This is a genomic window from Methylocystis sp. S23, assembly GCF_054106005.1.
The window spans coordinates 254,953-275,011 of the sequence record NZ_CM134185.1 but is presented as its reverse complement, the minus strand read 5'-3'; the positions used below and the strand labels follow the sequence as shown (position 1 = coordinate 275,011).

The following is a 20,059-nucleotide window of genomic DNA, read 5'->3' as shown; positions in this document are numbered from 1 at the left end:
GACCGTCCCCCTTGTAAGGGCGAGGGACTTGCTCATGCCCGGCCTTCACCCGATCGCGCGGCGCCGCCTATAGCCTCGCCGTGGAGGCGGTGCTACAGTCAAGCAATGAATCGCAATACGGTTCATCGCATTGATGATTGCGCCAGCTCCGTAGGGCGTTCGACGCCGGGGCGAGCGGCAGGCCGCTTGGATTATTTCGGGGGAAGCTCAATGAGGATTCGAGCCTACGCGATCCTTTCACGACGCTTTGGAACGGCATATGCGCTCGGCGCCGGTCTCGGGCTGTTTCTCGCCGTCCATCCGGCTTTGAGCGCGGACGACGCGGCGCCGGCCGAAGCGGCTCCGGCGGTCCCGGCGGTCGAACCGCAGGCGATGAAGGGTTACGTCGATCCGGCGACCGGCAAGGTTTCGGGCGTGCCGCCCGCCGGCGTAACGCCTCCGGCGCTTTCCGAGGCGGAGAAGAACGCCGTGAGCACTTCCAGCGAGGGCCTGCGCGAGGTCCGCAATACGGGGCCCGGCGGCGGCTACAAGGTCGATCTTCAAGGCCGTTTCCGCAGCCCGCTGGTGGGCGAGATGGAGGCGTCGGGCCAGGTGAAGGCCTACCATCCCCATCAGCCCTTCGCGACGAACGTCCAATAAGTCTTTTTCAGATCGGCCTGGAGGCCCACATGCTTTCGCGCAAGAACTTGATGCGGGCCGTGTCGCCCCTTTGCGTTTTTCTCCCCCTGGCCGCGGCGGCGCCCGCCGACGCCGCCAAGGTCGTCATCATTCCTGGCGCGGGATTCTCGGACGCGACGCCGGCGGCGCCCGTGGGCGGCAATACCGGCACGACGGTGGGCGCGCAGCGCCTGATCGCCTTTCAGGCGGCCGCGGACGTCTGGGGGGCGCAATTGGCGAGCCCGGTCGACATCCGCGTCGACGCGCAGTTCTCGCCCCTGTCCTGCTCGGCCAATTCGGGAACGCTCGGCTCCGCGGGGCCGACGACCGTTCACAACGGCTTCGCCAATGCGCCGCGCGCCAGCACCTGGTACACCCAGGCGGAGGCGAATTCGATCGCCGGCGTGGATCTCGACACGTCGAACAACGACATCGCGACGAACTTCAATTCGAATCTCGGCACGCCGGGCTGCCTGGAAACCAGCGGCTGGTATTACGGGCTGGATCGCAAGCCGCCGAGCGGCAAGTTCGACTTCGTGACGATTCTCATCCACGAGCTCGGCCACGGCCTCGGCTTCCTGAGCCTGGTCAATCTCACGACCGGCGCGAAGTTCAACGGCCTCGACGACGCCTATATGATCAATCTGGAGAATCACGGCGCGTCGCCGCCGGATTATCCCAGCATGACCAATGCGCAACGCGTCACGGCCTCGACCTCGAACGGCAATCTGCACTGGACGGGGCCCAATCTGCGCGCCGCGAGCAATCTGCTGACCGCCGGCGCCGTGGGCGACCATGTGCGCATCTATGCGCCGAGCGCGGCGGCGCCTGGTTCCTCGGTCTCGCATTTCGACACGGTTCTGACGCCGAACCAGATCATGGAGCCGTTCTACACGGTGGCGCTGATGTCGCCCATTCTCGAGCGGCCGCTGTTCCGGGATCTCTCCTGGAAGCTGGTGACGCCGCGCGTCGATTTCAGCGGCGAAGGGCGCAGCGACATCCTCTGGCGCGACACGTCGAACGGCAACGCGGTCGTTTCGCTGATGAACGGCGCGGCGGTCGTCTCGTCGTCCCTTGCCGCCAGTTTGCCAAATAGCTGGGTCGTGCAGGGGACAGGCGATTTCAACTTCGACGGCAGAAGCGACATTCTGTGGCGCGATACCGGCAACGGCAACACGGTGCTCTCGCTGATGAACGGCCCGACGGTCACTTCGTCGACGCTTGTCGCCAGCCTGCCGCTGAGCTGGATCGTATCGGGCATCGGCGACTTCGACGCGGACGGGAGGGCCGATATTCTCTGGCGAGACACAAGCAACGGCAATGCGGTCGTGTCGCTGATGAATGGCGCCGTCGTCAGGTCGTCCACTTTGGCGGCCAGCTTGCCAACGACGTGGTTAGTAGCGTCTACCGGCGATTTCAACGGCGACGGCAAGGCGGATATCCTTTGGCGAGATACGACCAATGGAAATGTCGTGGTTTCATTGATGAATGGCGCGGTAGTCATCTCGTCGACTCTTGTCGCGGCTTTGCCGCTGAGCTGGACCGTCGCAGGAACTGGCGATTTCAACGCCGATGGACGGCGCGACATTCTTTGGCGAGATACGAGCAATGGCAATGCAGTCGTCTCTTTGATGAATGGGGCGACGGTCATGTCTTCCACGCTCCTTGCCAGCTTGCCCCTGACTTGGTCGGTGGCGCAGGTCTCTGACTTCAACTCGGATGGCAAAACCGATGTGCTCTGGCGCGATTCGAGCAATGGGAATGCGGTTGTCTCGCTGGTGAATGGGACAACGATCACCTCGTCGACGCTCGTCGCCGCGCTCCCCAATTCCTGGGTCGTCCAGGGAACGAACGCAAACTAGTGGTTTTCCGTCACTCGAATTGCCGGCCTTTTTGTTGAGTTTTCCGCCGTCATTGCGAGCGAAGCGAAGCAATCCAGAGCCCCGGCGACGCCCCTGGATTGCTTCGCTTCGCTCGCAATGACGACCGCGACAAATTGGCGTGGGAAAATTTACGCTCTCGAATGTTCGGCCGCCTTATCCATCGGCTGGACCAGCGTTGAGGCGATATAGTCGCCTCCTCGCGCCGAAATCAGCGTCTTCGGGCGACAATCGTCGATCTCTCGATCCGCTGCCCATGAAATTCGATCGCGCAGGGCACGAATTCCAAAGAGAAGCCCATATTATCGAAAACACGCCTGTAAAGTCCTCTGGACAACGCGTACCAGACATAGTCGGCCTCGGCATTGTCCCAAGATATGGCTGGCTTTAGAAACTCTTCCTCGGAATCATGAACCGGCGTGAAGCCGATCACGACAATATCCGTCGAGAGGCGACAGCATGCGCCAATCGCCGTCACCGGGTCCGCCAAATGTTCGAAAATGGCGCCCGCGACAACGACGTCAAACCGGTCCGATACGGACAAGAGCCCGTCAATGGAGCCATAATGTGCTTGAACCTTCGAGTTGAACGCGTGATGAACATACCAGAAGCTGTTCTTGACCCGGTCCAAACCCAGCTTGCCTTGAGCTGACCACTCGCGCTTATTGATCCAGTATCGCCCATCTTTGAAGGGCACTCGTTCCGTGTCCGACATTTCGGCGGCGTCATGAGCGACGACTCTGGACGCTCCGGCTTGTTCCGCGCTGAAAGCAAGAAAGCCGGACGCGGTGCCCAGGTCGAACACCGTTCGGTTTTTCAAGTCGACGCCGCCGACATATTCCTCAAACTTGCCTCGGAGGTCCCACGCACCTTCCACATGGCCGCGCCGAGGCAAATCAAAACTGTGATAAAATTCGCAGTTTTCCAAGAGCGGTTGCGGCCATGGAGCCTGTAGTAAAAGACGAGTCATCGAAAAAATATGCCGTAAAGGTCGAAGGTCCGCAATCTTTTATCCCAGCGTCGGAATATTGCCCTCTGGCCGATAAGAGCCATGGCGCCTATGTAGATCGCGGACGTTGGGAGACGACTTCCATGAAGAGCGGCGCATCTGCGTTTTATATGCCCCAGTCCTTGTCTTTAGCGGCTTTCCGCCTGGGGTCCGCTGTCTTGATGGCGACGCAGCCCGCCTTTTGCGCGGTTTCCGCCGAGAGGGGACAGGGCGGCGATCGGCTGCTCGTAGCGGAAGGCCTGACCGGCCATATCGATCCCAAGACGGGCAAGATCGTCCCGCCGCCCGAAGGCGCGCCGCCGCCGCCTCAGTCTCCGTCAGAGAAGGACGCAACCAGCACGTCCAGCGAGGGGTTGAAGGAGGAGCGGGGCTCCGATGGCGGAAGCAAGGTCGACCTCAAGGGGCGCTTCCAGAACCGGTGACTTTCGCGCATCTCATTCCGAGCGGATCACGGGCGGCGGCGGTGGCGGCGGCGGCATGAGTCCGGCGGGCTCCGGGACCGCCATTTGCGGGTCCGGATAGAGCGTCACCTTCGCCGTCTGCCCGCCATTCTTGAGAATGATCTCGGCGCGATCGATCGCGGCGAGGGTCCATGATTCGACGGTGTCGCCGATCTTTCTCCACGCGCCCTCGGGCGCTTCCGGCGAGACGATGAAGGCTTGGCTCGTCTTCTTGTTTTTCACGATGGCGCCGACAACGACCCCGGCCGGCGCGGCGGAGATCGGCCCAAGCTCGGGCGACGCCGCAGGCTTGGCGCTTTTCGGCGCGGGCCGGCGGCTCTTGATGAAAATCGGCCGGGACAGCGTCTCCACGTCGGCGCTTGCGGGCTTGGGCGGATCGAGCTCGACCACTGCGAGCGTCGGCGGCGTCCAATCCTGCGCCGCGACGTCCGTATCCGAGCCGGCGGGCCCGAAAATGGCGTAGGCGGCGAAGAGCGCCGATCCGACGCTCATGGCTCCGAGGAACGCCAGGATCATGCCCGAGAGAGGCGAGAGATGGGCGGCCTGCAAGGGCGCGGCGGCCTCTCTCGCCAGCGCGCCGGCCCTGCCGGAAATTTCCGCGAGACGCGGCTTGATCTCGAAGCGGCTCACGGACGTCCCTTCTGCGGCGCGCCGCCGAACACGTCGAATTGGGCCTCGATCTCCGGCTCGCCCGGCGTGGTCGGGGCGCCCCAGAACATCGCCTGACCGCGCAAGGTCGCGGCCGTGATGATCATGAGGGGCGGCGCGCCTTCAAGCGCCCGCGCCAGCGCGTGGACATTCTCATAGGCGCCCGAGACGTCGATGCGCGCGCCGACGAGCGTGACGCCCTGGAACGGCTTTTCGGGCAGCATCTGGATGGACCGCACCGTGACCTGGGCGGCTTCGGCGATCGATTTCAGCCGCGCCTGAAGATTGGCGTTGATGACGCCGTCGCTGTCGCCGTCCAGAAGCTCGCCGCGTCCGTTGATGTCGGCGACCTGGCGCGCATATTCCTGGATCTGCTCCTCATGCGAGGCGACCGCCTCATAGCGCGCCAGCGTCTGGCGCCGTTGCGCGATGGCCTCGGCGCCGTCGGCGATCATCCGCCGCGGCGGCTCGATGAAGATCAAGTAGAAAAGCGCGAGCGCCAGCAGATTGACGCCCGCGAAAATTGCGCGGCGGCCGGCGGGGGCGTCTGCAACGGACTTCCAGTTCATTTGGCGGCCGCCTGCTTCTTTTGTTCCAGCTTCGTTTGCAGCGAGAAGCCCTCGCGCTTTTCTCGCGGGTCGGGGGTGATCGGCGCCGTCAGCCCGGCGTCGGCGAAGAGGGGAGATTTGTTGAAGAGCGCCGGCAGACCGACCGCGGAGTCCGCGAAGCCGACCAGATCGAGCGCCCTTTCATTGAGCTTGGGCTCGGAGAGGCGAAAATCCGTCACGAAGGCCCCGTCGGGCAGGATGCGCGCGGTTTCCTCCCAGAGATCCGCGAATTGCGGGTCGTTGCGGCGCGCATTGCGCAGCACCGAGAGCAGGCGGCTTTCGGACGACGCGCGATCCACGACTTGCCGCACGCGCGCGGCGCGCGCCGCCGCTTCCTGAATCTTCGCGTCCAGTTCGTCGTTCAGCGCGGACTGGCGCCAGAGCGTCCCGCCGACGCCGATCGCGCCGAAAAGCGCCGTCGCCGCGCAGAGGCCGAGCGCGATGTTGCGGGCCCTGTAAGAGGTTTCGGCGGCGCGTTCGAGCGCGATCGCCGGCGCTTCATTCACGGTCTCCTTCAATCCGACGGGCCGGATGAAGGAGACGTCGGAGAGGGAAATCCCCGCATCGGCGATCGCGTTCTCAATGAAGTCGCGGCGCAGGATCCACAGGCTCACGCGCAGCTTGTCGGGGGACGCCGGATGCTTTGTCGTGGAATGGCCATAGAAGACGTCGGCGAGACGGAAGGGCGTCTTGCGCTCGATGTCGGCCGCGAGCAGCTTGGGAAGATTGTTGAGCGCCACGGCGGGAATGTCGAAGCGGCGCACGAAGAACGCGGCGCCGTCGATCTCCAGGCCGATCTTCGCCGCATGGCGGGCGACGCCCCGGCGCGCCAGCGCTTCTTCGAGAGAGGAGGCGGCGATTTCGTCCGCCGAGACGTTCCAGACGGGCGCGCCGCGCTGGCTCACGCACCAGAGGTCGCGATCTCCAGCCCGCAGGATCAGCTCTCTGTCTCCGCGGTCGGTGAGCCAGGCGACGGTCTCCGGCGAGAAAAAGCTGAAGAACTCGCGACGATACCAAGCGAAAAACCGCTTGGCCGCGGCTTTCAGCGAGCCCTCGATCACATCCCGCGTCCAGAACTCGCTCGACAAGGACAGGCGACCCCGCGCGAATATGAACGAAACGGCGCGTCATCACGCGCCGACGACGAAAGCCGGGGGACCATAGCCGCCAGCCTTTGCGCTGGCAACGTAACGGAAGCCGTTCGCCCCGCGCCGGCCCTATTCCACGAACGGCGCCGCCTTGAGGCGGGCGCGGCGCTGCTCCGGCGTCTCCATGGCGTCGGAGTCGCGCGTCGCGCCCTCGATCGCGCCGAGGGCGGAGGCCGTGAAGGTCGTGACGCTTCCGAGCTTGCGCTTCGGGAAGGGCTCGAAGCGGTCCGCCGACAGAATGGCTGGATTTTCCTGGGCCTCGCCAAGGCGCGCCGGCTCGTCGCGGCGCGCCTCATAGGGCCGAGCAACCGGAAAATAGGGGAAGATCCGCGCCCGCATGTCGATGGCGAGCGTCGGGGCGGCTTCCGCGCCCTTCGCGGAGCCGATCATTTCAACGCCGAGCGCCATGGGCGTGTAGACAGGCGCGGCGTCGTCCGGCGCATAGGCCATGGCGTCGCCTTCCCGCGCCTCGGCGCGGATCGCTTCGCATAGTCGGAATTTGAGCCGGCACTCGCTCGCCGAAGCGAAGCGCGGCGCGCGGTCGCGAAGCTGCAGCCGCGCATTCTGGAAGGCCGCCGCGCATTCGCGCAGCGTGAACGCGCCGGAGGCCGCGCAGGCCTCGCGCGTCGCGAAGAAATAGATCTTTCCCGGCCCGGCGGCCCTCGCCGCCCCGGCGTCTCCTGTCGCCGCGAGCAGGGCGATGGCGATCGCCAGACGGCGGGATGCGCTCAGACGCGCGCGGTTCTCGGCGGCGGACGCTTGAGTGCTCGACATCGACAAATAATCACTCGACTCATGCTCAGGCTGGTGATGCAATTGACTCGCAAATGTGTCATTCCCACGTCGAAGCTTGGGATGCGGTCACGGCCCGGACGGAGCGGGCGCTTGACCGGTTGATTCCATTGAAGGGTCGTTGATGAAGGCGCAAACGGAGATTTCCGGGGGGAGCGCCGCGGCCGGCGCGATCTCCTGGCCGGACGCCAATAGTCCCGCTTTCGCCGAGGCCTTCGGCGCCTTTCTTCTGCGCGAGAAGGCCATCGACGAGCTCGCTATCCAGCGCTCGCAGCGCGCGGCCGCGCAGAGCGGCGAGCGGTTCGATCATGTGCTCACCAAGCTCGGCCTCGTCTCCGAGGCCGATCTCTGCGCGCATCTCGGCAAGTTTCTCGAAATTCCCCAGCTCGAGCCCGGGGACGTGCCGATGGAGCCGCCGCTGCGCGGCGAGATTCCCGAAAGGTTCATTCACGCCAACCGGCTCCTGCCGCTCTCGGCGGCGGACGGCCAGCTCAGGCTCGGCGTCGTCGATCCGCTTGATCTCGAGCCAGTGCAGGCGCTTGCCTATTCCACGGGCTATCGGATCGAGCTGCGGCTCGCGACGCCCGCGCAATTCGACAAGGCGTGGTCTTCGCTTTACGGCGCGCGTCAGGACGGCGTCTCCCTCGTCGACAGCGACGCGCGCGCCAATGACGCGAGCGAATTCGATCTGCAGCGCCTGCGCGACATCGCCAATGAGGCGCCGGTCGTGCGCCGCGTGAACCAGATCGTCGCCGACGCGATCGAGGCGCGCGCGTCGGATATCCATATCGAGCCGTCGCTGGAGGCGGTGCAGGTTCGCTACCGCATCGACGGCGCGCTGCGAACGGCCGAGGTTTTGCCGCCGGGCCTCAAGGCGGCCATCGCCTCGCGCATCAAGATCATGGCGCGGCTAGACATCGCCGAGCGGCGCCTGCCGCAGGACGGCCGCATCAAGCTCGCCATTCGCGGCGTCGACATCGATTTCCGCGTCTCGACCCTGCCCACCGCGCATGGCGAGAGCATCGTGCTGCGCATTCTCGACCGCAGCCAGATCGCGCTCGATTTCGACAAGCTCGGCTTCGAGCCGAAGACGACCGCGCAATTGCGCCATGTGATGCGCAATCCGAACGGCATCGTGCTCGTCACGGGCCCGACAGGCAGCGGCAAGACGACGACGCTCTACACGGCGCTCAAGGAGCTCACCACGCCGGACGTAAAGGTCTTCACGGTCGAGGACCCGATCGAATATCAGCTCGCGGGCGTCAATCAAGTGCAGGTGCAGCCGGCGATCGGGCTCGATTTTCCCAATACGCTGCGCGCCATTCTGCGTCAGGACCCCGACATCATCATGATCGGCGAAATCCGCGACGCGGAGACGGCGAAGATCGCCATTCAGGCCTCGCTCACCGGCCATCTCGTCTTCTCGACGCTGCACACCAACAGCGCCGCCGCGTCGATCACGCGCCTCATCGACATGGGCGTCGAGAATTATCTCATCGCCTCGACCGTGAAGGCGGTGCTCGCCCAGCGCCTCGTGCGCAAGCTGTGTCCGCATTGCGCCGCGCCGATGGAGACGCGCGCGCAAATGCGCGCGCAATTTTCGGGGGAGGGCTTCGCCGAGGGACCCGACAGGCTGTCCTCGCCCAGAGGCTGTCCGCATTGCCGCAATCTCGGCTATTCCGGCCGCTCCACCATCGCCGAGCTGCTTATCATGAACGAGCGCATGCAGCGGCTCGTCTGCGAAAGCGCGCCCGACGCGCAATTGGAGGCGGCGGCGCGCGAGAATGGCATGACAACCATGCATCAATGCGGCATGGCCAAGGCGTGGCGCGGCGAAACGACGATCGAGGAAGTCGCGCGCGTCACGCGGGTCGAATAGCGCCATGCCGACGTACAAATATCGCGCCTATAGCGGCGCGGGCGATCTGCTCGAAGGCGAGATCGAGGCGCGCACGAGCGAGGAGGCGGAAGACGCGCTGTTCCGGCGCGGCCTCACGCCTTTCGAAACGCGCGAGGCGAAGCCCGCCGGCGCGGCGCGCATGCAGATTTCCTTCGGCAAGCGCGGATTGAACGCAGCGCAGATCGCCTCCTTCACCCGCGAATTCGCGACGCTGGAGCAGGCCGACGTGCCGCTCGATCAGAGCTTGCGCATTCTCTCGGCGCAAGGCGCCACGCCGGCGCTGCGCGCCCTCGCGCAGGAAATTCTCTCGCGCATCGTCGACGGCGCCTCCCTGTCCGACGCGCTGACGCGGCGGCCCGACATTTTCGGCCCGGAATATGTGAATGTCGTGCGCGAGGGCGAGACGGTCGGCAAGGTCGGTCCGGCGCTCTCCGATCTCGCCGACATGCTGGAGCGGCGTCTCGAATTGCGCGCGCGCGTCCAGAGCGCGCTCATCTATCCGGCGCTGCTGATCACGCTCGCCATCATCTCGACGGGCGTCGTTCTCGGCACGCTCGTGCCGAGCATCGCGCCGATCTTCGCTGACAATGGCAAGGAGATGCCGTCGGGGCTGCAATTCATTCTCGATTTGCAGGCGAACGCCGGCGCGATCGGCCTCATCCTCGCGATCGCCGGCGGCGCGGCGGTTCTGTTCTACAAAATGGCGCAGACGCGTCCGGCCTGGCGGATCGCCGTCGCCCGCTTCTATTTGCGCATTCCCGTCGTCGGTCCGATGCTGGCGCAATTCGCCACGGCGCGTTTCTCGCGCACGCTCGGCTCCATGTTGAATGCGGGCGTGCCGTTGCTGCAAGGGCTCGAGAGCGCGCGGACGGCCGTCGCCAATGATTTTCTCAACAGCGAGCTCGCCGATGTGATCGAGGCGGTGCGGGGCGGCGCCAGCCTCAGCGGCGCGATCGGCGGCGTGCCCTATATCCCGCCCGTCGCGACGCAGATGATCACGATCGGCGAGGAGACCGCGCAGCTCGGCGACATGCTGCTGCGCGTCGCCACCATGTTCGAGCGGCAGACGCAGCGCTCGATCGAACGGGCGATGGGCCTGCTGACTCCGGCGCTCACCATCTTCATCGCCGCGGTGGTCGGCGGTCTCATCATGACGGTGATGGACGCGGTGCTCAGCATCAACGATCTCGCGGTGAAGTGATGCGGCGGCTTCGTCCCCGACAGCGCCGCCGCGCCGGCTTCACCATGCTGGAGTCGCTCGTCGTTCTCGCGCTGGTCGCGCTGCTCGCCGGCATGTCGTCGCAACTTCTGCGTCCGCCCTCGGCGCGGATGCGGCTGGAGAGCGCGGCGCGCTCTTTCTGCGCGACCTTGCGCGCGACGCGCGCGCGCGCCATCGCCACGAATGGCGAGGCGGCCGTCGTCGTCGATCTCTTCAGCAAGACCTATGCGTCTCCGGTCGGCGGCGTCGGCCAGTTGCCCGCCGACGCTTTCCTGACGCTCGATGTCGCCAGCACGCAGCGGCTTTCGGAACGCACAGGCGCCATAACATTTTTTCCCGACGGCGCATCGACGGGTGGCGACATGACGCTGCAATTGCCCGAGGCGCGCGCGACGGTCGCGGTCAATTGGCTGACGGGCGAGGCCTCATGCGCCTTCCTCTGACGTCCCGGCGGGGCTTCTCGCTCATCGAGTCGCTCGCGGCCTTCGCCATTCTCGCCATGACGCTGACGCAATTGCTCAACGGCGTCAGCGGCGGCGCCCGCAACGAGGCGCGCGCGGACTTCCTGTTCCGCGCGGCGCGGCAAGGCGCATCGCATCTCGATGCGCTGGGCGTCGACGGCCCGCCGCCCTTCGGCGAGACGAGCGGCCGCTATCCGGACGGGCTCTACTGGTTTTTGTCGGTGACGCCGGGGCGAAGCGTCGCCGGGGCGATCGGCGGCGCGCCCGTCGCCACAAGCTTCCATGCGCGACTCGAAATCAGGAAGCCCTCGGGCCGCGGCGAAAGCTTCACGCTTTCGGCCGTGAAGATCAAGGCGCTCGAACCGCGGCCCCTCGGCCAATGAAGCGGCGCGCGCGCGACGGCTTCACGCTTCTGGAGCTTCTCCTCGCGATCAGCCTGCTCTCGCTGATCACGGCCTCGATCATGGGCGGGATTCATCTCGGCGCGCGCGCCTGGGATGCGACGCGCGCGAGCGACGCGCTCGACGAGGTCGAGAACGCCGCGCGCGCGACGGCGGCCCTGATCGGACGGGGCTACGCCGTCGCGACCGAGCAGACGCAGCAGCAAGTCATGTCGGAGGGCCCGCCGCCGCCCTTCGCCGGAACGGCGAACGCCGCGAGCTTCGTCGCGCTGAGCGAGGGGGGCGCGCAATGGGGCGGGCTCATTCTCACCGAGATCGGCGTGGACGCCGCGCCCGGAGGCTCCGAGCTCGCCGTCTGGACGAAGCCCTACCGCCCGCGCGAAGGGCTCGCCATCGGCCGCGGCGCGATGACGAAGACGGTCGTGCTGAAGGACGTCGCCTTTTTCGAGCTCTCCTATTTCGGCGCGCAACAGGCGCAGCAGGGCTTGGCTCAGCAACGGCGGCCGCCCGCATGGAGCCGCGCCTGGGCCAGCCGCGCGGGCCTGCCCGAGCTTGTCACGGTCAAGATCGGCGCGAACCGTCTCGGAAGAGTGGTCGAAATCCAGGCCACCGTGGCGCTCCGGCAGAGATGAGGGCCGGAAATCATCCCGCCTCGAGCGGCCCGAAGACCCAGACGAGCCACAAGCCCAGCGCCAGATGCGGGCCGAAGGGGATAGGGTGGCGGGCGCTTTCCAGGGCGCCCTGGCGCATCGCGACGACGGCCGAGAGCAGGGCGGAGAACACGCTGTAGACGAGCGCGCTCGGCAGGCCGGGGAAGCCGATCCAGATCCCCGCGAGCGCAAAGAGCCTGGCGTCGCCCTCGCCGACGCCGGGCGCCCCGCGCAAGGCCTCGTAGCAATAGGCGACCAGCCGCAGCGACGCATAGGCCGCCGCTCCCGCGGCGAGCCGCGCCGGGGTCTCCTGCGGGGCGCTCGCAAGCGCGGTCGCGACGCCGCAGAGGCCGAGCGCGAGCAGGGGGCCGTCGGGAATGACGAAATAGCGCGCGTCGAAAAGCGCGATCAGGGAGAGGCCCGCGAGGAGGGCGAAACTCGGCGCGAGGAAATATCCGACGGCCGGCCCCTCGGCGAGGTGGGCGAGCAGGGCGAAAATCGCCGCCCAGGCGGCGGGGGCGAGGGGGCGGCCGTCGCCGCGGGCGAAGAGCATGTCGCGCGCCAGGGGCGCAAGCGCGCGGCGCCGGCGGCGGCAGGCCGGTCCCGTTAAGGTTAACGAAAAGCAACGGCCGTCGAGCTTTCCCGTCAATTCGCCGTCCCACCCTTTTCCGCGCCGCGCGCGCCGCCTCCATATTGCGGGCCTTAGCCCTTGTCGGCCAAGGCGTAGCGCGCGCCGGCGGCGGGCGCAATTTTCTTCCCGAGGCCTGAATTGTGACGAAATTGTCCGCCGGCGGGACGATCCGGCCGCATCGGCCCCGCGTGGCGGAGCTTTCGTAAACGTGTTAAGTCCGTGGTCAAGACAGTTCAGAGCCGCGTTCGAACGACAGGTTGTAGATTTGCGTTTGGTCCTACGAGCATCTGCCCTGGCTCTCGCTGTCGCGTGCGTCGCGGGTTGTGAGACCTCGACAGTGGGCGGCGGACCGCCGATCGCGGAATGGAACGTGGAGCCGATGTCGCGCTCGCCGCGAGGCGAGGGGGGCGGCGCGCGCTCCGACGGATTGCTGCGCCCGCGCACGGCGTCGGGGCGGGCCATCGTCGCGACGGGCACCGGCAGGTTCATCGGCTCGGCGCGCGGCCGCGCCGCCGCTTCCGATCCCGCGGGGGAGGACGGCGTCACCCTCAATCTCGTGAACCTGCCCATCGCCCAGGCCGCCAAGATCGTCATCGGCGACATTGTGGGGGCGGATTTCGTCGTCGACCCGAAGCTCGACGGCAAGGTCACGGTTCATACCGCCAATCCCGTGCGCAAGAGCGCCGCGCTCGACCTCTTCCAATCCGCGCTGCGGGTTTCGGGCGCCTCCGTCGTCAAGTCGGGCAATATCTACAAGATCGTTCCGACCGAGCAGGCGGCGATCTCGGGCGAGGTCATCTCCAGCGATCCCGTCTCGCCGGAGGCGAGCCCGCTCGGCGAAGGCGCGCGCGTCGTGCAACTGCGCTACGTCGCGGCGTCCGAGATGAAGCGCGTGCTGGAGCCGATCGCCGCGCGCGGCAGCATCGTGCGCGCCGACGACGCGCGCAACACCTTGACGCTTTCCGGCACGCCGCAGGATATTGCGACGCTGATGGACGCGATCGCCATGTTCGACATCGACACGATGAAGGGCATGTCATTCGCGCTCGTTCCCGTCCGCAGCGGCGACGCCGACATGCTCGCCGACGATCTCAAAAACGTGTTCGGCTCCGAGAAGGAAGGGCCGATGGGCGGCATGATCCGCTTCATCGGCAACAAGCGGCTCTCCGCCATCCTCGTCATCTCCTCGCAGCCTCAATATATCTCTCGCGCGCGCGCCTGGATCGACAAGCTGGACGCCCGCGCCGAGCACGCCGAGAAGCAGTTTTTCACCTACCGGGTCCAGAACCGTCCGGCCAAGGAGCTGATGGTGGTTCTCACCTCCATTTTCGGCTCCAAAGGGCAGGCCGACGCAAGCGTCTCGCCGCGCTTCGGCCAAGCGGCCATGTCGTCGGGCGGTCTGGGCGGCGGCCAGGCGCCGACGAGTCCGCTCGGCGCGCTGTCGGCCTCGGGCCCGACAGGGGGCGCCGGCGGCTTGGGGACCAATGGCGGCCTGGGGGCGAGCGGCGGCCTGGGCTCCGGAAATGGCGGCGGTCTGGGGACGAGCGGCGGCGGCGGTTTCGGAGGCGGCGGCTTTGGCGGCTCGGGCGGTCCGAGCGGCGTCAGCGGGCTGAGCGTTCCCGGCGGACAGCAGAACGGTCCGGGCGCAGGGCCGACGCCAGCGGTCAGCCTTGACAGTGACCGCTACAAGATCGGCGTCGACGACGCGAAAAACGCGCTCATCGTCATGGCGACGCCGGAGGATTACCGGCGCATCCGTCAGGTCATTGAGGGCCTCGACGTATTGCCGAACCAGATCTTCCTCGAAGCCACCATCGCTGAAGTGCGGCTCAACGACTCGCTGCGTTTCGGCGTGCGCTGGTTCATGCAGAACCACTCCAACCTCTTCGGTTTCTCGAGCGGCCAGGGGCAGGCGCCCGCGCCCAACAACAAGATCGGCCCCCAAAACCTTCTCGGCGCGCCGGTCGGCGCGGTGTTTCCCGGTTTCGCCTATGCGTTCAACTCGCTCAATCAGCAAGTCACGTTGAACGCGCTCAACGCCATCACCGACGTCAACATCATCTCGACCCCGTCGCTGACCGTGCTCGACAATCGCGAGGCGATGCTGCAGGTCGGCGACCAGATTCCCGTGCAGACGCTGACCAGCGTCTCGGCGATCGGCAACACTTTCAACTCGGTCAATTACACCAATACCGGCGTCATTTTGAAAATCACGCCGCATATCAGCGAGAGCGGGCGCGTGATGCTCGAACTCGAGCAGGAAGTCTCCAATGTCGATCCCAACACGCCGATCGGCAGCACGACGCCGACGATCCAGCAGCGCCGCGTGAAAACGCAGGTTGTGGTGAATGATAATGAATCGCTCATGCTGGGCGGCCTCGTGAAGGATCAGACCGGCCGCATCGCCGCGCAGGTTCCCGTCGTCGGCGACGTGCCGATCTTCGGCAATGCGTTCAAGGACAAGAACGACGTGATCGACAAGAGCGAGCTGGTCATCATGATCACGCCGCATGTCGTGCGCTCGCTGAGCGAGGGCCGCGAGATCACCGAGGAATATAAGCGCAAGCTGCTCGACATCTCGACGCGCGCCATCGGCCGCCCGCACGATATCGAGCAATCGGCGCGGCGCACGCTGCTCGATCCCTGGTCGAAGAGCCCCTGGCGAGCCGATCGCGACACGCGCTGAGCTTGCCGGAAATCTCGGTTCAACAGTCGGGAACGCCGGCGCCGTTCGTCGCGACGATATCGCGCAGACGATCGGCGTAACGCGATTGGCCGCGTCTCATTTCCTTCACGGCGAAGGGTCTGCCGTTCGCCGGCCGCAAATCGAGTATGGCGTCCCTGGCGACGGTCTGGCCCGTCGCGAGCACGGCTTCCGCGTGGACAAGATAGGCGCCGTGATCCGCCGGCTGCCGGATATTTATCGGGAAACGCGGATCGTTGCGGGCGAGCTTGTTGGGGTAGGGCGCGCCGATGAGCGATCGGACTTCCTGAAGCGGGTATCCGGCGAGCGCCGCGAAGAGGGCGGGCGGCGCGGCGCGCGGATCCACGCCGGGGCTTCTTGAATGCACGGTGGCGAAGGGCGCCAGATCGCGAAACAGCGCCGCATTCACGCCGCTCACCTGATCGAGCTCCATCACCGTCTCGAACAGGCCTTCCTTGGGATCGATCGGCTTGTCGGAGCTCCGAGTCTGGCGAATCTGCCCGACGCCCGCCGGCGCGGTGCGGAAGGCCACAATCGACCTCGCGACGTTCTGCGCGGCGCGCTCGTCGAGACCCAGACCGACCAGCGCCAATTGGATCAGTTCGGGCGTGGCGGCGTTGAGGTCGATCTTGCCGCCTTCCTCCTCGACGGCGAGGGCGACGGCGGCGCGATCGAGGACGCAAAAGCGCGGCGCGCCGTCATAGGCTTCCGCCTCTCCGGCCTGCGTGGGCGCCGCGTCCTTTCTTGAAAGCAGCGTAAGGGTCGCGAGATTGATCGCGCTCTCGGCGATGAAGCCCGCTTCCGTCGCGCTCGCAATGTTGTGGGCGGTCTGCAAGCGCAGCCGGCCGTTCGTCATAAAGGCGACGACCAGAATGGCGATGAGCCCCGCGCCCCAGACCACGGCGAGCAGGGCGAACCCCGCGCGCTTTTTCCGGATGCGCGCGGCGGCAGGCCTATTGCCCGGCGTCACTTCGCCTGGGCGCCGCGCGACAGGGCGCCCGCGCCGCCTTCGCGGCCCTCCGGTCCCATCGACCCAATGTCATAGGGGCCGTTCTGTCCGGGCGCGCGGTAGAGATAGGGATGGCCCCATGGATCTTTCGGCACGCCGGCCGATTTCAGATAGGGGCCGCTCCAGGATGAGACGCCGGCGGGCCGTTGCGCCAGCGCGTTGAGCCCTTCCTCGCTCGTCGGATAGCGGCCGGCGTCGAGATAGAAGAGATCGAGCGCGCTCGCCAGATTTTCCATCTGGATCTGCGCGGTCTTGACCTTCGATTCGGAAAGATAGTTCAACACTCGCGGCCCGACGAGGCCGACGATCGATCCGATGATCGCGAGAACGACCAGCATCTCGACCAGCGTGAAGCCGGCGCGACGGCGCCGCGCCCCGATGAGGCGCGCGCGTCTTGCCGCCGGCGATTTGAAGGAGCGTTCCGGACCCTTGTGCAGCATGTCGTTCCCTGTCTTTGCGCGGCTTCTCAATTTCAAAGCGCCTGGCTCAAAGCTCGATGTAAATATCGCATCCATAGGTCGAGGTCGGATTGCCATAGGCGTCCTCGATCTTGTTCCAGCATTTTCCGACGCCCGCGATCATCCGGTAGACGAAGACGCCCTCCGCCTCGACGACGCGTCTCTCGGGCGCTTTTTGCCTGCCTAGATAATTGAAATATGACACCGCGATATCGTCGCCGCATCGATACATCGCGCCGCGGTCGAGGAGGAAGACCGCGTTGCGGTCCTTCGCCGCGCTGACGCAATAGGAATAATGCGTCAGCGCCTCCGGCTTGATGCTGATTTGCGCGCGCGAAGGAGCGTCCGAAAGTAACAATGCGCCAAGCGTCAATGTCGAGACCAACGCAATTATCCGCCGCATTGCCTGCTCGCTCCGACGATCCGGAACCAAATGAGACGCCATCTGTATGGCCCTTTTGCGTGCGGCGCAATTGTGCGGCGCGCGGCGGCCGGCGGCCTTGGGCCGCTTGCGCCGGACGGCGCGGCGCCGCGGCAAGTAGAAACGCCGATCGGCCCTTGCTGCTTTGCACAATAAGCTCGGTTTCGAATAGTTATAAAATGCAGCCGGCAAGGATTCCGGCCGCGGCCGAACGGGAAAACTCGATTTTTAACGGAATGGGTTTGACAAGAGCTCGGCCATAGTCGAATGGAACGCTGCGGCGTAACGACAACAAGCCTATTCAGGCGCTGCGGGGAACAAGTTGAGCGACACGATGGAACTGACGGCCGGAGCCCGCGACATGGGCGGTCCGGACGCGAGAGCGCTGGCGCAGCGCATGGCGACATTGAAGACGGAAGCGCGCGAAAAGGGCTATTTCGACGTCTCGATCCGAGAACAGGCGCTCCGTTGCGCGGAGCTCGTCGGCGTTCCCGCCTTGGCCTTCTATCTGCTGGCGCAAGGCGGCTTCGCCGCCTTTGTCGGCTTCCTGGCGCTGGGGCTTCATTACCCGCGCACGGCCTATCTCGGCCATGATCTCGCGCATAACCAGTGGGGTCCGCGCGACGACGCGAAGCCCCGCTTCATGCTGCGCGCCGTGGCGCTGTTCCAGGGCTTCGGATCCTCCTGGTGGGTCGAAAAGCACGAGCTGCATCATTCCTTCCCCAATGCTTGCCGCATGAGCGAGGGCGGCGTCCTCACCCCGATCGACGGCGACATCGATTCCGTTCCGTGGATCGTCTGGGACAAGTCGCTGGTCGAATATAACGCCGTCGCGGCGACGTCGCCCTGGAAGGCGAAGCTGTTCCTCGCCTTGCGGCGCCTGCAGGTGCTGCTCTTCTTCCCGCTGCTCTCGCTGGCGCGCTTCAATTGGAGCTGGCAGAGCATCGAGACGGCGTTCCGCAGGGACAAGTCGCTCGAGGGCGCGCTCTGCATCGCCCATTGGATCCTGGGTCTGGCGCTTGCGGGCTTCCTCACGCCCGGGCCGGTCTGGACGGGTTGGGCCTGGTTCGTCGGCGCGCAGCTTTTCGGCGGCTTCATCCTCGCTTTCGTCTTCGTGCTCAACCATACGGGGATGGAGGTCTATGAGGCGACCGCCGCCAAGGGCTTCTACGACCGTCAGGCGCGTTCGACGCGCAACACGCCGAGCTCCGTCTTCTTCGATTGGCTGACCGGCGGCCTCAACAGCCAGATCGAGCACCACATGTTTCCGACCATGGCGCGCCGCAATCTGACGAAGATGCGCGAAGCGACCCGCAAAGCCATGCTGGAATGCGGCTACGCCTATGAGGAGCTCGGGAACAGGGAGGCCATGCAGGCCGTCCTCGGCGCGCTCAGCGCCGCCGCAAAAGCGTGACGAAGGTCGCGAGAGCGGCCGCCGCCCTGCCGTCCCGCACGCCAAAAGGCGGGGGCGGGGCGGCGGCCGGCGACGATCTCGTTTCGCTAATTTGGCTTCCCGCCAAGCATATTTCCAGAAGCTCAGCTTTGGTTAAGCTTCGCCCCGGAAAGCCTTGATTTTGCTCTTGCGAGCGCCCCGCCCTTGGTGTTCACTTTCCTTCAATGACAACGTTAATTTATTGAGAGGCCTCCGTATGGAGAACAGGATTGTCGCTCTCTATAAGGTGGTCGCTTATTTCGCCATACTTTGGGCCGCGTGCCAGCCCGGGCCTTCCGAGGAGAATTTTTCGTGGCGCGCGAGCTACGATATCCAGCTCTGTGAAACGAGCGTGATCGCCGCCGCTGCGGCGACGCCGCTACGCTAGTCTATCGACGAGATTTTGATCGGCGCGTCGAGGTCCGCATAGGCGACCTTGATGCCGGCCTTCTCAACCGCAGCCTCGTTCGGGTACCAGGTCGATTCATGGTCGAGCCCGCCATATTTATTGAAAACCATCACATATTTGGCCTTGAAATCGACCTCGCAACGCAAGCCCTTGCCCGGATTGTCGATCGGCCGCAGCTTTCCGTCCCAGTCGATGAAGTAGCCTCCGGGCGTCTCGATAGAATCCGACATTTCTCGTCCTCCTCCCGACAAACTCATTCGATAGGGGGAAGAAGCACTTATCGGGCCATCCGCGCCTTTCAGTTCTGCGCCTGCTCCACCTGCGCGGCGCATTCCCGCGCGAAGGCCGCGCGCTTCTTGCCCGTCAGCTTCCGGGCGGAGGCGGCGCGCTCGCAAAGGTCCGCGACGGCGACCCTCGTGCATTTGTCCATGAAGGCGTCGAAGGCCGGGCCTGAGAGGAACTGATCCTGCGCTTCGGCGGCGCAGGCCGCGGCGGGGCTCATCGGACGCTCGAAAGCCGCGGGGATCGGGACGGGGGCCGCCGCCATATAGGCCGAGGCCATTGTGGAGACGGCGGCCAAAGCGGCGGCGAGGGCCGCCACGGGCAGGAAACGCTTGAACATGGGCTACTCTTCGAGACGGCAACCGAAAATTGGGTCCATCTTTAACAATCCATTAACGCTTGGCAAGAAGCCGTCTTGAAATACAGGGCTTCGAACTCGGGTTAATTTCAGCTCACTTTCCGCCGTCATGCCCGCGCATGTCGCGGGCGTCCGCGCCGGCCGATCGCAAAACGCATCGCGCGGAGACGGTATGTTCGGCTCATGTTCTTAGATTTGATCGTGGCGTGGCGTGGATGGCCGCGACAAGCGCGGCCATGACGCGGTGAGAAGACGCGCCGTTAATCTGGATTCGGAGCCCTGTCTTGAAATATGGCGAATGCCGGCGCCGTCTCTTGCAGACCGCCAAAGGAAGGTTCAAGAAAGGATGCGGGGACGTTTCCAATGAGCGCGCAAGGCGACGACAGAGACCAAAGCGGGCCGCCGCGCCGGCGTTACGACTGGCCGAGCGTCGCGCTCTTCGTGATTTTTCTCGGCGCATTCGTCTATGCGCTGTTGCGGCGCTGAGAGCGCTTGAATCGCCGGCCTTTTTGCTCCTTTCA

At 65.6% G+C, this 20,059-nt stretch carries 23 protein-coding genes; 12 read left to right on the top strand and 11 right to left on the bottom strand.

The window, feature by feature from the left end:
* Positions 1-210: 210 nt before the first annotated feature.
* Both ACV7JP_RS01350 and ACV7JP_RS01345 read left to right on the top strand, forming a co-directional pair.
* The gene (locus ACV7JP_RS01350) at positions 211-639 is read left to right on the top strand and encodes a hypothetical protein (RefSeq protein WP_457797492.1); all 429 of its coding nucleotides are present in this window, start codon (positions 211-213) and stop codon (positions 637-639) included.
* A 29-nt stretch (positions 640-668) separates the two neighbouring features.
* Positions 669-2,519, top strand: a complete 1,851-nt coding sequence (locus tag ACV7JP_RS01345; protein WP_457797491.1) for an FG-GAP-like repeat-containing protein — start codon at positions 669-671, stop codon at positions 2,517-2,519.
* 229 nt (positions 2,520-2,748) lie between these two features.
* Here ACV7JP_RS01345 and ACV7JP_RS01340 read toward each other — a convergent pair whose 3' ends face one another.
* Entirely contained in the window at positions 2,749-3,465 is a 717-nt protein-coding gene (locus ACV7JP_RS01340) for a hypothetical protein (RefSeq protein ID WP_457797490.1), read from the bottom strand.
* A 242-nt stretch (positions 3,466-3,707) separates the two neighbouring features.
* On the opposite strand from ACV7JP_RS01340, the gene ACV7JP_RS01335 reads away from it, so the two are divergent.
* Complete coding sequence (locus tag ACV7JP_RS01335) at positions 3,708-3,968, top strand: hypothetical protein (protein ID WP_457797489.1); 261 nt, start codon at positions 3,708-3,710, stop codon at positions 3,966-3,968.
* Between the two features lie 12 nt (positions 3,969-3,980).
* Here ACV7JP_RS01335 and ACV7JP_RS01330 read toward each other — a convergent pair whose 3' ends face one another.
* The 4 genes from ACV7JP_RS01330 to ACV7JP_RS01315 form a co-directional block, all read right to left on the bottom strand.
* Entirely contained in the window at positions 3,981-4,637 is a 657-nt protein-coding gene (locus ACV7JP_RS01330; RefSeq protein ID WP_457797488.1) for a hypothetical protein, read from the bottom strand.
* On the bottom strand, positions 4,634-5,224 hold the full coding sequence (gene gspM, locus ACV7JP_RS01325) for a type II secretion system protein GspM (RefSeq protein WP_457797487.1): 591 nt from the start codon (positions 5,222-5,224) through the stop codon (positions 4,634-4,636). Before gspM ends, ACV7JP_RS01330 begins: the two co-directional genes overlap by 4 nt.
* The gene (locus tag ACV7JP_RS01320) at positions 5,221-6,351 is read right to left on the bottom strand and encodes a PilN domain-containing protein (protein ID WP_457797486.1); all 1,131 of its coding nucleotides are present in this window, start codon (positions 6,349-6,351) and stop codon (positions 5,221-5,223) included. Before ACV7JP_RS01320 ends, gspM begins: the two co-directional genes overlap by 4 nt.
* A gap of 129 nt (positions 6,352-6,480) precedes the next feature.
* Entirely contained in the window at positions 6,481-7,185 is a 705-nt protein-coding gene (locus ACV7JP_RS01315) for a DUF1190 domain-containing protein (RefSeq protein WP_457797485.1), read from the bottom strand.
* 142 nt (positions 7,186-7,327) lie between these two features.
* Between ACV7JP_RS01315 and ACV7JP_RS01310 the strand changes: the two genes are divergently transcribed.
* Genes ACV7JP_RS01310 through ACV7JP_RS01290 form a run of 5 tightly spaced genes read left to right on the top strand, consistent with a single transcriptional unit; the run spans position 7,328 to position 11,816 of the window.
* Positions 7,328-9,082 (top strand): GspE/PulE family protein, encoded by a 1,755-nt coding sequence (locus ACV7JP_RS01310; protein ID WP_457797484.1) that lies wholly within the window; start codon positions 7,328-7,330, stop codon positions 9,080-9,082.
* Between the two features lie 4 nt (positions 9,083-9,086).
* Positions 9,087-10,304: a type II secretion system F family protein gene (locus ACV7JP_RS01305; protein WP_457797483.1), complete on the top strand. Its 1,218-nt coding sequence runs from the start codon at positions 9,087-9,089 to the stop codon at positions 10,302-10,304.
* The gene (locus ACV7JP_RS01300) at positions 10,304-10,765 is read left to right on the top strand and encodes a GspH/FimT family pseudopilin (RefSeq protein WP_457797482.1); all 462 of its coding nucleotides are present in this window, start codon (positions 10,304-10,306) and stop codon (positions 10,763-10,765) included. Before ACV7JP_RS01305 ends, ACV7JP_RS01300 begins: the two co-directional genes overlap by 1 nt.
* Positions 10,750-11,166: a type II secretion system protein gene (locus ACV7JP_RS01295; RefSeq protein ID WP_457797481.1), complete on the top strand. Its 417-nt coding sequence runs from the start codon at positions 10,750-10,752 to the stop codon at positions 11,164-11,166. Before ACV7JP_RS01300 ends, ACV7JP_RS01295 begins: the two co-directional genes overlap by 16 nt.
* Positions 11,163-11,816 (top strand): prepilin-type N-terminal cleavage/methylation domain-containing protein, encoded by a 654-nt coding sequence (locus ACV7JP_RS01290; RefSeq protein ID WP_457797480.1) that lies wholly within the window; start codon positions 11,163-11,165, stop codon positions 11,814-11,816. The genes ACV7JP_RS01295 and ACV7JP_RS01290 overlap by 4 nt, the downstream gene beginning before the upstream one ends.
* A gap of 10 nt (positions 11,817-11,826) precedes the next feature.
* On the opposite strand, the gene ACV7JP_RS01285 is transcribed toward ACV7JP_RS01290, so the two are convergent.
* Positions 11,827-12,387, bottom strand: a complete 561-nt coding sequence (locus tag ACV7JP_RS01285; RefSeq protein WP_457797479.1) for a prepilin peptidase — start codon at positions 12,385-12,387, stop codon at positions 11,827-11,829.
* 415 nt (positions 12,388-12,802) lie between these two features.
* On the opposite strand from ACV7JP_RS01285, the gene gspD reads away from it, so the two are divergent.
* On the top strand, positions 12,803-15,151 hold the full coding sequence (gene gspD / locus ACV7JP_RS01280) for a type II secretion system secretin GspD (protein WP_457797478.1): 2,349 nt from the start codon (positions 12,803-12,805) through the stop codon (positions 15,149-15,151).
* A 19-nt stretch (positions 15,152-15,170) separates the two neighbouring features.
* Here the strand turns inward: gspD and ACV7JP_RS01275 are convergent, their stop codons facing one another.
* The 3 genes from ACV7JP_RS01275 to ACV7JP_RS01265 are packed head-to-tail and all read right to left on the bottom strand — an operon-like array spanning position 15,171 to position 17,039.
* Positions 15,171-16,139, bottom strand: coding sequence for a type II secretion system protein GspK (locus tag ACV7JP_RS01275; RefSeq protein WP_457797477.1), 969 nt, complete (start codon positions 16,137-16,139; stop codon positions 15,171-15,173).
* Positions 16,136-16,618, bottom strand: a complete 483-nt coding sequence (gene gspG / locus ACV7JP_RS01270; RefSeq protein ID WP_457797476.1) for a type II secretion system major pseudopilin GspG — start codon at positions 16,616-16,618, stop codon at positions 16,136-16,138. Before gspG ends, ACV7JP_RS01275 begins: the two co-directional genes overlap by 4 nt.
* Positions 16,619-16,664: 46 nt before the next feature.
* Positions 16,665-17,039 (bottom strand): hypothetical protein, encoded by a 375-nt coding sequence (locus ACV7JP_RS01265; RefSeq protein WP_457797475.1) that lies wholly within the window; start codon positions 17,037-17,039, stop codon positions 16,665-16,667.
* Between the two features lie 340 nt (positions 17,040-17,379).
* Between ACV7JP_RS01265 and ACV7JP_RS01260 the strand changes: the two genes are divergently transcribed.
* Both ACV7JP_RS01260 and ACV7JP_RS01255 read left to right on the top strand, forming a co-directional pair.
* Positions 17,380-18,471 carry a fatty acid desaturase gene (locus ACV7JP_RS01260; protein WP_457797474.1) on the top strand — a complete coding sequence of 364 codons (1,092 nt, stop codon included), beginning with the start codon at positions 17,380-17,382 and terminating at the stop codon, positions 18,469-18,471.
* 235 nt (positions 18,472-18,706) lie between these two features.
* Positions 18,707-18,877 (top strand): hypothetical protein, encoded by a 171-nt coding sequence (locus tag ACV7JP_RS01255; protein ID WP_457797473.1) that lies wholly within the window; start codon positions 18,707-18,709, stop codon positions 18,875-18,877.
* Here ACV7JP_RS01255 and ACV7JP_RS01250 read toward each other — a convergent pair.
* Both ACV7JP_RS01250 and ACV7JP_RS01245 read right to left on the bottom strand, forming a co-directional pair.
* A complete protein-coding gene (locus tag ACV7JP_RS01250; protein ID WP_457797472.1) occupies positions 18,874-19,128 on the bottom strand; it encodes a hypothetical protein in 255 nt (84 codons plus the stop codon). The genes ACV7JP_RS01255 and ACV7JP_RS01250 overlap by 4 nt on opposite strands.
* A 68-nt stretch (positions 19,129-19,196) precedes the next feature.
* The gene (locus ACV7JP_RS01245; RefSeq protein WP_457797471.1) at positions 19,197-19,520 is read right to left on the bottom strand and encodes a hypothetical protein; all 324 of its coding nucleotides are present in this window, start codon (positions 19,518-19,520) and stop codon (positions 19,197-19,199) included.
* Between the two features lie 381 nt (positions 19,521-19,901).
* Here ACV7JP_RS01245 and ACV7JP_RS01240 point away from each other — a divergent pair, with 381 nt between their 5' ends.
* Positions 19,902-20,024 (top strand): hypothetical protein, encoded by a 123-nt coding sequence (locus ACV7JP_RS01240; protein WP_457797470.1) that lies wholly within the window; start codon positions 19,902-19,904, stop codon positions 20,022-20,024.
* The last annotated feature ends 35 nt before the right edge of the window (positions 20,025-20,059 follow it).